14 protein-coding genes and 1 tRNA gene are annotated in these 12,385 nt (G+C 59.0%); 11 read left to right on the top strand and 4 right to left on the bottom strand.

The annotated features are described in order from the left end of the window. Positions 1-44: 44 nt before the first annotated feature. A tRNA-Ile gene (locus tag WCX49_RS03560) sits at positions 45-121 on the bottom strand. 41 nt (positions 122-162) lie between these two features. Then, entirely contained in the window at positions 163-1,272 is a 1,110-nt protein-coding gene (locus WCX49_RS03555) for an FtsW/RodA/SpoVE family cell cycle protein (protein ID WP_345986204.1), read from the bottom strand. A gap of 125 nt (positions 1,273-1,397) precedes the next feature. On the opposite strand from WCX49_RS03555, the gene WCX49_RS03550 reads away from it, so the two are divergent. From WCX49_RS03550 to WCX49_RS03525, 6 genes are read left to right on the top strand one after another with little or no spacing between them, the layout of a single operon-like run. Then, a complete protein-coding gene (locus WCX49_RS03550) occupies positions 1,398-2,378 on the top strand; it encodes an RluA family pseudouridine synthase (protein ID WP_345986203.1) in 981 nt (326 codons plus the stop codon). After that, a complete protein-coding gene (locus tag WCX49_RS03545) occupies positions 2,320-3,573 on the top strand; it encodes a hypothetical protein (RefSeq protein WP_345986202.1) in 1,254 nt (417 codons plus the stop codon). The genes WCX49_RS03550 and WCX49_RS03545 overlap by 59 nt, the downstream gene beginning before the upstream one ends. 4 nt (positions 3,574-3,577) lie before the next feature. Further along, a complete protein-coding gene (trmB, locus tag WCX49_RS03540) occupies positions 3,578-4,750 on the top strand; it encodes a tRNA (guanosine(46)-N7)-methyltransferase TrmB (RefSeq protein ID WP_345986201.1) in 1,173 nt (390 codons plus the stop codon). Beyond that, entirely contained in the window at positions 4,743-5,414 is a 672-nt protein-coding gene (locus WCX49_RS03535; protein ID WP_345986200.1) for an ABC transporter ATP-binding protein, read from the top strand. The genes trmB and WCX49_RS03535 overlap by 8 nt, the downstream gene beginning before the upstream one ends. Then, on the top strand, positions 5,401-6,213 hold the full coding sequence (locus WCX49_RS03530) for a cell division protein FtsX (RefSeq protein WP_345986199.1): 813 nt from the start codon (positions 5,401-5,403) through the stop codon (positions 6,211-6,213). The genes WCX49_RS03535 and WCX49_RS03530 overlap by 14 nt, the downstream gene beginning before the upstream one ends. Beyond that, positions 6,210-7,424, top strand: coding sequence for a peptidoglycan DD-metalloendopeptidase family protein (locus WCX49_RS03525; RefSeq protein ID WP_345986198.1), 1,215 nt, complete (start codon positions 6,210-6,212; stop codon positions 7,422-7,424). The genes WCX49_RS03530 and WCX49_RS03525 overlap by 4 nt, the downstream gene beginning before the upstream one ends. On the opposite strand, the gene WCX49_RS03520 is transcribed toward WCX49_RS03525, so the two are convergent. Further along, positions 7,421-7,720 (bottom strand): hypothetical protein, encoded by a 300-nt coding sequence (locus tag WCX49_RS03520; protein WP_345986197.1) that lies wholly within the window; start codon positions 7,718-7,720, stop codon positions 7,421-7,423. The two genes, WCX49_RS03525 and WCX49_RS03520, sit on opposite strands and share 4 nt — an antisense overlap. Further along, a complete protein-coding gene (locus tag WCX49_RS03515; protein ID WP_345986196.1) occupies positions 7,713-7,964 on the bottom strand; it encodes a hypothetical protein in 252 nt (83 codons plus the stop codon). The genes WCX49_RS03520 and WCX49_RS03515 overlap by 8 nt, the downstream gene beginning before the upstream one ends. 123 nt (positions 7,965-8,087) lie before the next feature. On the opposite strand from WCX49_RS03515, the gene WCX49_RS03510 reads away from it, so the two are divergent. Genes WCX49_RS03510 through hslU form a run of 5 tightly spaced genes read left to right on the top strand, consistent with a single transcriptional unit; the run spans position 8,088 to position 12,374 of the window. Beyond that, a complete protein-coding gene (locus WCX49_RS03510) occupies positions 8,088-9,302 on the top strand; it encodes an argininosuccinate synthase (protein ID WP_345986195.1) in 1,215 nt (404 codons plus the stop codon). A gap of 10 nt (positions 9,303-9,312) precedes the next feature. After that, on the top strand, positions 9,313-10,041 hold the full coding sequence (locus tag WCX49_RS03505) for a ferredoxin-thioredoxin reductase catalytic domain-containing protein (RefSeq protein ID WP_345986194.1): 729 nt from the start codon (positions 9,313-9,315) through the stop codon (positions 10,039-10,041). Positions 10,042-10,057: 16 nt separating this feature from the next. Beyond that, the gene (gene rplI / locus WCX49_RS03500) at positions 10,058-10,504 is read left to right on the top strand and encodes a 50S ribosomal protein L9 (RefSeq protein WP_345986193.1); all 447 of its coding nucleotides are present in this window, start codon (positions 10,058-10,060) and stop codon (positions 10,502-10,504) included. Next, positions 10,504-11,049: an ATP-dependent protease subunit HslV gene (hslV, locus tag WCX49_RS03495; protein WP_345986192.1), complete on the top strand. Its 546-nt coding sequence runs from the start codon at positions 10,504-10,506 to the stop codon at positions 11,047-11,049. Before rplI ends, hslV begins: the two co-directional genes overlap by 1 nt. Continuing rightward, complete coding sequence (hslU, locus tag WCX49_RS03490; RefSeq protein WP_345986191.1) at positions 11,046-12,374, top strand: HslU--HslV peptidase ATPase subunit; 1,329 nt, start codon at positions 11,046-11,048, stop codon at positions 12,372-12,374. The genes hslV and hslU overlap by 4 nt, the downstream gene beginning before the upstream one ends. The last annotated feature ends 11 nt before the right edge of the window (positions 12,375-12,385 follow it).

Genomic DNA, 12,385 nt, shown 5'->3' with positions numbered 1-12,385 from the left:
TAAATAATGCATGTTGAGAAAAAGGGAAGTCTATCGAAAACAGGTGGTGGGTCCTCAGGGACTCGAACCCTGGACCACCCCGTTATGAGCGGGGGGCTCTAACCAACTGAGCTAAAGACCCACATCCTCTATCGGAAGGAGCGAATTATACTTTCGCGCCCTTTAGACGAAGCTTTTTTTGCCCCGCCGGTGGTAGAGTTCCATAAAGCGGAAGGCCATCAGGTTTTCGAGGATGCCGAAGAGGATCATGAAGTTGACAAAGCTGCTGCCCCCGTAACTGAACATCGGCAGCGGGACGCCGACGACCGGGGCAAGGCCTATTGTCATCGCGATGTTGACGCCCATATAGACGAAGATCAGCAGCGAGACCGATGCACTGACGACCTTGATATAGGGGTCGTGGGTGTAGAGGCTGATGCCGAGCAGGTGGATAATGATGAGGGCATACAGCCCGATCAGCATCACCGCCCCGATAAACCCGAAACGCTCCACGACGTAGGCGAAGATGAAGTCACTCGACGCGATGGGAAGGAACTTCATCTGGGTCTGTGTCGCCTCCTCTTTCGCCTTGCCGACGACCCCACCCGAACCGATCGCGATGATGGACTGCTGGACGTGGTAGCTCGGCTTCTCGCTCATAAAGTCCGTGATCCGCTTCTTCTGGTAGTCGTGCAGCTGGGTATAGATGAGCGGCATCGAGACAATGAACCCCACCGCCAGCGTCAGCCAGATCTTCCAGCGCACCCCGACGAGGAAAAGCACCCCCACCCCCAGCAGCAACAAGACGGTGGCCGTCCCCAGGTCCGGCTCTTTGGCAATGAGGAAAAAGGGGAGCAGAATGAAAAAGGAGAGCTTGACAAACGCGGCCCAACCGTACCCGCCGTAGGGCGGCGGGTTGCGCGAGACGAGGTAGGCGAGCATCAGGATGAACGCCGGTTTCATCAGCTCGGATGGCTGCATGGTGAAATGGACAAAGGGGAGTTCGATCCAGCGTTTCGCCCCCAGGCGCGCATGGCCGAAGAACTCGACGGCGAGCAGCAGCCCGATATTGAACCAGTAGAAGATCGGGATCATCCAGCTCAGCCGCCGTACGGGCAGGAAAAAGAAAAAGGTGAAGACGACCGCCCCCACGCCGACGTAGACGAGATGCTTGTGCGCCAGCAGGGGGTGGATCTCCCCGATCAGCCACCCCGACACCAGCACAAGGGGCACGATCAGTGCCGGGATGACAAAATCGAAGTGTGCTAAAATGCGTCTATCTATTCTGCGCAAGGCACGTCCTTTTGAAGCGTTAAGCATTAAGCGTTAAGCGCTAAGAAAACAAAAAATGGCACCCAACTTTCCGCCTTAATGCTTAAGGCTTAGTGCTCAGCGCCCAAATTATAACAAAGGTTCCCATGCAGCCAACTGTCCTGACTTTCGAAGCCGCCGGAGGCGAACGCCTTGACACCTTTCTGGGGCAGGCGATGAATGAACCCCGCAACCAGATCGCCCACCTCATCAAGAACGGTCTCGTCGCCGTCGAAGCCAAGGCGGCGGCCAAGCCGGGGGTGAAACTCAAGCCCGGCGAAAAAGTCACGGTCACGCTGCCGCAGATGGAACCGGAAGCAGCACAGCCTATCGATTTCGACGTCCCCATCCTCTATGAGGACGACGACCTGCTCATCATCGACAAACCCAGCGGCCTCACCGTCCACCCCGCCCCCAGCGTCAAGGAACCGACCCTCGTCGACTGGCTCAAGCACCACGATATCCGCCTCTCGACACTGAGCGGCGAGGAGCGCCACGGCATCGTCCACCGCCTCGACAAGGGTACCAGCGGCGTGATGATCGTCGCCAAAACGAACGAGGCCCACGACGCCCTCTCCAAACAGCTCCAGGACAAAAGCATGGGGCGTTACTACCTCGCCGTCGTCACCCCGCCGCTCAAAGAGGACCTGACCCTCGTCGACAAGCCGGTCGGGCGCAGCCCGCACAACCGCCTCAAGATGGCCGTCGTCCCCCACGGCAAGAGCGCGCAGACCCTTTTTATGAAGCTGCTGCTCTCCAGGGACGAAAAAGAGGAACTGATCGCCTGCAAACTCTTTACGGGGCGCACGCACCAGATCCGCGTCCACCTGGAGAGTTTCAGCCGCCACATCCTCGGCGACCATTTATACGGCATTAAGAGCAATCCCGATAAAATCCAGCGTATTCTGCTGCACGCCTACACGCTTTACTTCACCCATCCGCGGACGGGGGAGGCGATGCGTTTTACGGCCCCGCTTCCCGCGGCGCTCGAAGAACGGCTGCAGTCGCATTTCGCTACGGAGACACTGGATGAGACGCTCGCCCCTGATCGCATCGGCACTCTTTTCGACACTGACACTGCTGATTAGCGGCTGTGTCGGAGGCCTGGCACCCGCCGAACCTGTCGCTATCGACAGAACCCTGCCGCAGGTCAGCATCAACGGCTACCTCAGCGACACCGCCGCCATCGCTTTCGAATGGAAGCCGGTCACGGACCCGCGGGTGAAGGGTGTACGCATCTACCGCGACACCCCGGACGGTGAGGACAGCAAACTCTACCGCATCGCCGCAGTCGATGACACCCTCCGCACGCACTATGTCGACACGGGCCTCCGCCCCGCTACGACCTACCGTTACCGCTTTACGACCGTCGACGCCAAAGGGCGCGAGTCCATGCCCGACAACACCCTCAGCGCCAAGACACTGAGCCTCCCGGAACCGGTCAGCTACTTCACGGCGACCAAAGAGCTGGCACGCAGTTCCAAACTGCTGTGGCGTCCCCACCCGGACCTTCGTGTCGAGGGGTACGAGATCGAGCGCCTCGATCCGGAGGAGAAATCCTTCCACTGGATCGCGCGTATCGACGGCCGTCTCCATGCCGAGTATATCGACCATGACCTCGACGACGACAGCGTCTACCGCTACCGCATCATCGCCCGTACCTTCAGCGGCGAGAAGAGCCTCCCCTCCGGCGTCGTGACCGTCGCGACCAAACCCCTCCCGCTGCCGCCGTCACAGCTCTCTGCCGGCCGGGGTGCGATCCATGCGATTGCCCTGCAGTGGCAGCCCTCCCCGGAGAAGAACATCGTCTACTACAAGGTTTACCGCTCCGAACGCGAGGACGGCTACTACAGCTACCGCGCCAAAGTCGACAGAACCGCTTTTACGGACAAGGTTGATGAAAACGGGGCCGACTATTTCTACAAGGTCGCGGCTGTCGACAAGGATGAATTGGAGAGCCTGCCGAGCGAACCCGCCGAAGGCACGACCATGGCGGCGCCCGCCGTGCCGGAGTTGACCGGCCTCGCCCTGCGCAACAAAGCGGTCGTGGTACGCTGGACGGCAAAAGATGCCCGTACCGTCGGTTTCGAACTCCTCAAGACGACCCGAAGCGGCTGGTTTGACAGCAAAGAGAGCGTCATACGCGACATCAAGACCGACAGCTTCACCGATGTCAACGTCACCCCGGGGCTGGAGTACAGCTACAAGGTGATCGCCGTCGACGCCAACGGCCTCAAATCGGAACCCTCCCCGTCAAAGACCATCGTCCTGGAGGGCCAGTAACCCGATGCCCCACCTCCATATCGCTTCGTTCAAGGCTCCGGCCTTCCCCGCGACCGCGGACGGGGTTACGTTCCACTACATGGCGGAGAACACCCTGCACGACGATGAGAGCCTGATCGCCGCTTCCATCGGGGAGAAGGCCTTTTTCCTCCTGCTCAAACGCCTGCCGGACAAAACCCTGCTCAAGGCGGACAAGATCACCCGCCCTTCGGCGACCCACTTCGTCAAACGCGCCCTTCAGGCTTATGCCGGTGCGGCCGGGCTGGACGTCCTCGCCTCGAACGTCGACAGCGGCGAAGCGAATATGCACCTGGGCAACGACAGTGCGCTGTGGACCATCCACGACTTCGAACGCGACTTCCCCACCGACCGGGAGATCCGCATCGAGGTGGGCTTCGGTTCCGGCCGACACCTGCTGCACCAGGCCAAGGCAAACCCGGAGATCCTCTTTATCGGGATCGAGATCCACAAGCCCTCCATCGAACAGGTGCTCAAGCAGATCAATATCCAGCAGCTGGACAATCTCCTGCTGCTCGATTACGACGCCCGCCTCTTCCTGGAGCTCGTCCCTTCCAACCTCGCCGGGCGGATCTACGTCCATTTCCCGGTCCCCTGGGACAAGAAACCCCAGCGGCGCGTCATCGGGGAAGCTTTCATCGCCGAGAGCATCCGGGTACTGAAACCGGAGGGAAAACTGGAGCTGCGTACCGACAGCGACAACTACTTTGCCTACAGTTTCGAGACCTTTATGGCCCTGAACCAGAACCATATCGAGATCTACAAGAACCGTGCCCTGGAGGTCAGCAGCAAGTATGAAGACCGCTGGCGCCGGATGGAAAAGAACATCTATGACGTGCTGATGCACAATGCGGAGGAGTCCGTGCCGCTGGAGGCGATCGCCCCCTTTGCTTTCGGTGCCATCACCCCCGACCCGGCGCACCTCGCGACCCTGAACGGTACGACGCTCCGTTTTGACGAAGGGTTCGTGCATTTCGAACGCCTCTACCGTACCGACGACGGCCGCTATATGTTCCGTCTCTCCATGGGCCCCTATGCCCGTCCCGAGCATCTCTACCTGATCCTCGGCGACGCCCCCGCCTACCTCCCGACACCGCCGGTGCGTTCGCGGACGAACGCCCGGGCACACCAGCTCCTGATCGAGGCCCTGCATGGATAAGATCATCGTCGCCGACAACCTTTCCCTGGGCTACGGCAGACACGAAACGATCATCTCCAAGGCGACCTTTGCCATCGACTCCGGCAGCTTCGTCTTTATCACGGGTGCCAGCGGGAGCGGGAAATCGACCCTGCTGAAATCCTTCTTCGGCGCTTTGCCGCTGCTCTCGGGCGCACTCACGGTCGGTGGCGTCGATATGGACAATATCAGCGCCAAGAAACTCAACTTCCTGCGCCGCCACGTCGGGATCGTCTTCCAGGATTACAAGCTTGTCAAAGAGTGGACGATCGACAAGAATGTCATGCTGCCGCTGCTCATCAACGGCTACGCCCGTGACATCAGCGAGATGCAGGTGGAGAAGCTCCTCGGCCACGTCAAGCTCACCCACCAGCGCGGCAAATACCCCATGGAGCTGAGCGGGGGCGAGCAGCAGCGCGTCGCCATGGCCCGCGCCCTCGCCCACAACCCCATCCTCATCCTCGCGGATGAACCGACGGGGAACCTCGACGAGTACTCATCCAAGGTGATCTGGAACCTGCTGGAGGGAGCCAATACCCAGCTCGAAGCGACCGTCGTCGTCGTCACCCACCACATCCCCGAAACCCTGGGAATCAAATACAAGCACTTCCATATCGAGCACGGAGACGTCTATGAAGTCTCTTAAAAGCCACTTCTCGCTGATTACGGCGCTCTTTTCCATCCTCATCACCCTCCAGCTCTTTTTGAGCCTGGACCGTGTCATCGGGGCCTATGAACAGCGCCTGGGAGACAACTACGGTATCGTCGTCGTCAGCGACAACAACCTCTCCCTCGCCTTTTTCCAGAGTATCGACCGTGCCATCAGTGCCGTCGAACCCCTCTCGCCCACCCGGATGCTGCAGCAGCTGCAGCAACAGACCGGCGACTCCCAGATCAACCTGATGACGCTGAACCTTCCGCATTTCTACCGGCTGCGGATGGCCCACTTCATCACTCCTGACGCGGCCCGTGCACTGGGTGCCAGACTGCTGCGCGACGGTGCCATTACCCGTGTCGAAACCTTCGCCCAGCAGCACGACACCGTCTACCGGCTGCTGCAGCTCTTCAAGAACGTCGTCAGCGTCCTTGCGGCCGTCGTCCTTCTCGTCACCTCCCTGCTGATCATCAAAGAGATGCGCCTGTGGCAGTTCCAGCACCGCGAACGGATGAACATCATGGCCCTCTTCGGCGCCCCGGTATGGCTCCGCTCGGCCGTCCTCTTCCGCCTTGCCATCGTCGACGCCGTGATCGCTTCCGTCATCGCGACAACCGTCTTTCTCCTAGTCGACCATTACGGGTGGATGGCACAGCTGCTCTCCCTCGTGCAGCTTCAGCCGACCCTTTTCCAGCCGCTGCACGACGTACCGCTGCTCACCGGCGTGGCCATCTCGCTCTCCATCCTGCTCGCCTCCATGATCGTCATGGGACACAAAGAAGAGGTATGATCCGGTTCGCACTGCTGCTTGGCCTTCTGCTCAGTGCCGCCGTGGCGGCCAAGAGCATCGACGACAAGATCGACGAGACCTCCAAGAGTCTCACCTCTTTCGACCGCAACTACGCCTCGGTGAATGCCAAAATGGCCAAGACCGCCAAGGCGATCCTGAAAAAAAAGCGGACCGTCCTCACCCAGCAGAAGAAGATCGCGTCGCTCGAGTCGGCACTGCAGGGCAAAGCCACCACCCTCTCCGGCGCCAAAGAAGAGCTGATCACGCTTGCGGAAACGCAGGAGACCCTCGAAGCGAACCGTAAAAAGCTGCGCGACGACCTGGCCGACCTCATGGCCCGCATCATCTCCCTGACGATGATCCAGGAGGACAGCAACACCCTCTCCCCCGATACGGTCATCGGCGAAGCGGTCTTTGCCGCCCTGAACGAACAGACCAAAGCACAGATCAAAAAACTGGGGAATGACTACCGCGCGAACGAAGCGGCCCTGAAACAGCTGACGGAAAAAACGGCAAGGCTCAAAACGGATATCGCCTCGATCGAGCAGGAGAAGCGCAACCTACAAAAAGCAAAAAAGGCGAACGAAAAGGCCCTGGGTGACCTGCAGACGAAAAAGAGCCGCTACAAGAAAGAGATCAAAAAGATCCTGGCACAGAAATCGGCCCTGAAAAAGACCCTTGCCCAGCTGCACATCATCCAGGAGAGTGAATCGCAAAAAGCGGCCTCGCGCCAGGAGGAGCGGCGCAACGAAGCGCTGCTCGCCTCAAAAGAGGTCCCGGATGTGCGTTCGGTCGGAAGCAGCTACCATAAGGCCCAGACCCGCCGCTACCGGGGTTCAAAGACGATCGCACCGCTGGATGCCTATACGGTGCTGAAGCGCTACGGCACCTACACCGACCCGATCTACAAGATCAAGATCTTCAACGAATCGGTCTCCCTGCAGCCCAAAACCCCCGACGCCAAGGTCAAGGCTGTCTTCAACGGCAAGGTCATTCTCGCCCAGGAGACGCCGATGCTTGAGAACGTCGTCATTATCGAACATGCCGACGGGCTGCATACCATCTACGCCCACCTCGACCAGATCGCCCCGACGGTGCGTAAAGGCAAACGCCTCAAAAAAGGGAGCGTGATCGGCCGCGTCAATGACGAACTGATGTTCGAAGTGACGCAGAAAAACTACCATATCGACCCGCTGCAGGTGATACGTTAGGCGCCTTTGTAAGCCTTTTCGAAGATATCGGAAAGCGCCTGCATCGTCTCGAACAGGGCCGCCTTCGTCTCGAAATGGAGCAGCTTGCGCTGGACCGGGACCTCTCCCGGGGGGTCGAAGTCAAAGACCAGCACGTATTCCGCGATCTTTACTTCGTCCTTTTTAAGCTCCGCCCATTCCAGGGAGACCTGAGCCTCGGCCCCGCCCCCCTCGACGATCGCCGCCGGGTAGAGGCGAGTGATTTTGGAGAGATCGAACTTCAGGCCCTGCGCCTCGTAAAGCATCGTGTCAGCCACGGTCATCCTTGTTCAGTGATTTTTCCATATCGCCCCGGTGCATCCGCCGGAAGGCGAGCAGCCCGAATGCGATACCGACAGCGATAAAGAGCATCCCCCAGCCGTCGTTGCGTTCCCACGCCATCGCGATCCAGCACAGATCCGCCACCAGGTAGGCCCACACCGCTTCGAAAATCTTTCCGCGGTAGGTCAGGAAGGCGCCGACATTGAGCAGAATCCCGCCGATAATGGCAAAACTGGGCATAGGCGGCTCCAAATATTTTTCGACAGTATAGCAAGTCCCCCGAATGAGCCGAAACGATTTACCTCACCGTCATCTAATATGCGCTAAAATCGCGTCACCATTACCCTTCAAGGACACCTATCCATGAAAAAAGAAGTCAAAAAAGTCGTTTTGGCCTACTCCGGCGGCCTGGACACCAGCGTCATCCTCAAATGGCTGCAGGATGAATACAACTGTGAAGTCGTCACGTTTACCGCCGATATCGGCCAGGGCGAAGAGGTCGAACCGGCACGCCAGAAAGCGCTCGCTCTGGGGATCAAACCCGAAAACATCTTTATCGATGACCTGCGCGAAGAGTTCGTCCGCGACTACGTCTTCCCGATGTTCCGTGCCAATGCCATCTACGAAGGCGAGTACCTCCTCGGGACTTCCATCGCCCGCCCGCTGATCGCCAAGCGCCAGGCGGAGATCGCCAAGATCACCGGTGCCGACGGCGTCAGCCACGGCGCGACCGGCAAAGGGAACGACCAGGTCCGCTTCGAGCTGGGCTACCTCGGCCAGAACAGCAGCCTCACCATCATCGCCCCGTGGCGCGAATGGGACCTCAACTCCCGCGAAAAGCTGCTCGCCTACGCCGAGAAACACGGCATCAAGATCGAGAAAAGCGGTAAGAAATCCCCCTATTCCATGGATGCCAACCTCCTGCACATCTCCTACGAAGGGGGCATCCTCGAAGATCCCGCCGCTGAACCCGAAGAGGATATGTGGCGCTGGACCGTCTCCCCGGAGGCGGCACCGAACGAGCCTGAATACATCGAGATCGGCTATAAAAACGGCGACCCGGTCAGCCTGAACGGCGAATCCCTCTCCCCGGCGACGATGCTCGAGACCCTGAACAAGCTGGCGGGCAAACACGGTATCGGCCGCGCCGACATCGTCGAGAACCGCTACGTCGGGATGAAAAGCCGCGGCTGTTACGAAACGCCGGGCGGTACGATCATGCTCAAAGCGCACCGCGCCATCGAGTCCATCACCCTCGACCGCGAAGAGGCGCATCTCAAAGACGAGCTGATGCCGCGCTACGCGAAACTGATCTACAACGGCTACTGGTTCGCGCCGGAACGCGAGATGCTCCAGGCCGCTATCGACAAGACCCAGGAGAACGTCGAAGGGACGGTCCGCCTCAAGCTTTACAAGGGCAACGTCGTCGTCGTCGGACGCAGCTCCGAACAGTCACTGTTCAACCCGGAATACTGTACCTTCGAAGAGGACGCGGTCTACGACCAGAAAGACGCCAACGGCTTTATCAAGCTCAACGCCCTGCGCTTCATCATCGCGGGCAAAGCGCGCAAACAGTAAGGAAAACCGTATGGCCGGCGGAATTACGAAGATCGATATCAACTCTGACGAATTCCAGAGCGAGCTCGAGCGGACGATCCGTTTTACGGACAAAGTCGTCGAGCAGTTCGGCTGGTCCTATAACCCCGATGCGGAGATCAATGAGGGCATTCAGCTTGGGCTGACGCGCAACAAACTGATGCACGGTAAACGCTACTGCCCCTGCTTTTTCGTCACCGGCGACAAAGAACAGGACCGCATCTGCCCCTGCAAACCGGCCATCGAAAAAGAGATCCCCGAGGACGGCGTCTGCCACTGCCAGATCTTCTGTACCCCCGAATATGCTGCCCAGCACCGCAGTGAAGAGGAGATCGAAGAGGTTGTCCACCAGCACTCCAGGGGGCTCAGTGCCGACGAGTGCAACCTCCTGCTTCACAAAGAGCAGTTCGACGGTGACGAGCTCGCCGCCCTGCTCGAAGGACGCGCACTCGGGATGGTCAACTTCAAACTGATCGACGTGCGCGAGCATATGGAGTGGCAGATGGGGCACATCAAAGGTGCCGACCGGCTGATCCCCACCAGCAGTTTCTTCGACACCCTGGAGAGTGCAAAACTTTCCAAACAGGAGAAGCTGATTGTCTACTGCCATGTCGGAAGCCGCAGCGCGCACTGCCAGCGCATCCTCAGCGACATGGGGTATGAAAACGTCGGCAACCTTACCTACGGGATCGTCGCCTACGGCGGCGAACTCGAACGCTGAAACACAAGGAGAAGCAATGAGAGTACTGTTGATCAAAGATGTCAAAAGCCTCGGCAAAGCCGGCGAGGTCAAAGAGGTCAAAGACGGCTACGGCAAGAACTTCCTGATCGGTAAAGGGTTTGCCAAACATGCCACCGACGAGGTCATCGCCGAGTGGGAAGAGGCGAAGCGCCAGGCCGCCGCGAATGAAGCCCAGGAGATCGCCGACCTCACCGCCATGAAAGCGAAGCTCGAAACCCTCGAAGTCACCATCGCCAAGAAGCTCGGTGACACCGGCCACCTCTTCGGCGCCGTCACCAAGGACGATATCGCCAAGGCGCTCGAGGATGCGCACGGCATCACCATCGACAAAAAACATATCGAAGCCAAAAAGGCGATCAAAATGACCGGGAAGCACGAGGTCGACCTCAAACTCGGCCACGGCATCCACGCGCTGCTGCATCTCGACATCGTAGGCGAATAATGTTCGACGCAACGACGATACTCGCCTACAAAAGCGAGGGCAAGGCGGTCATCGGCGGCGACGGGCAGGTCACCTTCGGGCACACTGTCCTCAAGAACAACGCTACCAAGATCCGCAAACTGCACAACGGCCAGGTTCTGGCCGGCTTTGCCGGCTCCACGGCGGACGCTTTCAACCTCTTTGATATGTTCGAGGAGTTCCTCTCCGCACGCAAAGGCGATATGGTCAAGGCCATCATCGACTTCTCCAAAGCGTGGCGCAAGGATAAGGTGCTGCGCCGTCTCGAAGCGATGATGATCGTCCTCAATACCGAGCACATTTTCATCCTCACCGGCAACGGTGACGTCGTTGAGCCCGAAGACGGAGAGATCGCCTCCATCGGCAGCGGCGGCAACTACGCCATCGCCAGTGCGCGCGCCCTGAAAAAGCACGCGGACCTGGCCCCCGAAGCCCTCGTCGAAGAGAGCCTGCATATCGCGGCGGATCTCTGCATCTACACCAACCACGAGATCAAAATCCTGACCCTGGAGGCCTCTGAAGCATGAACATGACCCCCAAAGAGATCGTCTCCTACCTCGATGCCTACATTATCGGCCAGCAGGCGGCGAAAAAAAGCATCGCCCTGGCGCTTCGCACCCGTTACCGCCGGATGCAGCTCGATGGCGAGATGCAGCACGAGATCATGCCCAAGAACATCCTGATGATCGGCTCGACCGGGGTCGGGAAAACCGAGATCTCCCGCCGCCTCGCCAAGATGATGGGCGTTCCTTTCATCAAAGTCGAAGCAAGCAAATTTACGGAGGTCGGCTTCGTCGGCCGTGACGTCGAATCGATGGTCCGCGACCTCGTCATGACCTCCATCGCCCTTGTCAAAGAGGAGCAGAAAGCGGCAAACGAGGATGCCATCAAGGAGTACGTCCTCGACAAGATCGTCGACAAACTGCTGCCGCCGTTGCCGCCGCTCTCCTCGGAGACCAAGAAAGCCGAATATGCCTCCTCCCGCGAACGGATGCGGCAGAGGGTCATTGACGGCGAGATGAACGACAAGACGATCGAGATCGAACTGCCAAAAGGGAACATCGAGTTCAACGACACCGGCATGCCGCCGGAGATGGCGAAGATGCAGGAGTCTTTTGCCAAAATGTTCTCATCGATCAACAAGAAAGAGAACAAGAAGGAGATGAAAGTCTCCGATGCCATCCGTATCCTTGACAGCGAAGCGACCGACGCCCTGCTGGACATGGACGCCATCCGCAGCGAAGCCGTACGCCGCGCGGAAGACGGCGGCATCATTTTCCTCGACGAGATCGACAAGATCGCCGTCAGTTCCAAAAGCCAGGGGCGCAACGACCCCAGCAAAGAGGGTGTACAGCGTGACCTGCTCCCCATTGTCGAAGGAAGCAGCGTCGGCACCAAATACGGCCCGGTCAAGACCGACCACATCCTCTTCATTGCCGCCGGGGCCTTCCACCTCACAAAGCCCAGCGATCTCATCCCGGAACTTCAGGGACGTTTCCCGCTGCGGGTCGAACTGCAGTCGCTTGACGAGAAGGCGCTCTACGCCATCCTGACCCAGCCGAAGAATTCTCTGATCAAACAGTACAAGGCGCTGCTCGCCGTTGAAAATGTCACCCTGGAGTTTGATGACGACGCCATCCGTGCCATCGCCGCGCTTGCGCAGCAGGCCAACGAGAAAACCGAAGACATCGGTGCCAGACGCCTGCACACCATTTTGGAAAAGGTCCTCGAAGAGATCAGCTTCGACGCCGAAACCTATGCCGGACAGACGTACACCGTCACCAAAACGATCGTTCATGACAAACTGGACATCGTCATCGAGGATGAAGACCTCTCCCGCTATATCCTCTAAAGGAGCCCTGT

Source organism: Sulfurimonas sp. HSL-1656 (assembly GCF_039645585.1).
Classification (GTDB): Bacteria; Campylobacterota; Campylobacteria; order Campylobacterales; family Sulfurimonadaceae; genus Thiomicrolovo; species Thiomicrolovo subterrani.
Note: the sequence above shows the minus strand (reverse complement) of the source record. Positions and strands in the feature narration are given on the sequence as shown.

Bases quoted from the DNA above. Each gene is read 5' to 3' on its own strand.
- WCX49_RS03505 (WP_345986194.1), top strand. From the start codon at position 9,313: ATGGCCGGCGGAATTACGAAGATCGATATCAACTCTGACGAATTCCAG.
- hslU (WP_345986191.1), top strand. From the start codon at position 11,046: ATGAACATGACCCCCAAAGAGATCGTCTCCTACCTCGATGCCTACATT.
- rplI (WP_345986193.1), top strand. From the start codon at position 10,058: ATGAGAGTACTGTTGATCAAAGATGTCAAAAGCCTCGGCAAAGCCGGC.
- WCX49_RS03510 (WP_345986195.1), top strand. From the start codon at position 8,088: ATGAAAAAAGAAGTCAAAAAAGTCGTTTTGGCCTACTCCGGCGGCCTG.
- hslV (WP_345986192.1), top strand. From the start codon at position 10,504: ATGTTCGACGCAACGACGATACTCGCCTACAAAAGCGAGGGCAAGGCG.
- WCX49_RS03550 (WP_345986203.1), top strand. From the start codon at position 1,398: ATGCAGCCAACTGTCCTGACTTTCGAAGCCGCCGGAGGCGAACGCCTT.
- WCX49_RS03530 (WP_345986199.1), top strand. From the start codon at position 5,401: ATGAAGTCTCTTAAAAGCCACTTCTCGCTGATTACGGCGCTCTTTTCC.
- trmB (WP_345986201.1), top strand. From the start codon at position 3,578: ATGCCCCACCTCCATATCGCTTCGTTCAAGGCTCCGGCCTTCCCCGCG.
- WCX49_RS03515 (WP_345986196.1), bottom strand. From the start codon at position 7,964: ATGCCCAGTTTTGCCATTATCGGCGGGATTCTGCTCAATGTCGGCGCC.
- WCX49_RS03545 (WP_345986202.1), top strand. From the start codon at position 2,320: ATGAGACGCTCGCCCCTGATCGCATCGGCACTCTTTTCGACACTGACA.
- WCX49_RS03525 (WP_345986198.1), top strand. From the start codon at position 6,210: ATGATCCGGTTCGCACTGCTGCTTGGCCTTCTGCTCAGTGCCGCCGTG.
- WCX49_RS03535 (WP_345986200.1), top strand. From the start codon at position 4,743: ATGGATAAGATCATCGTCGCCGACAACCTTTCCCTGGGCTACGGCAGA.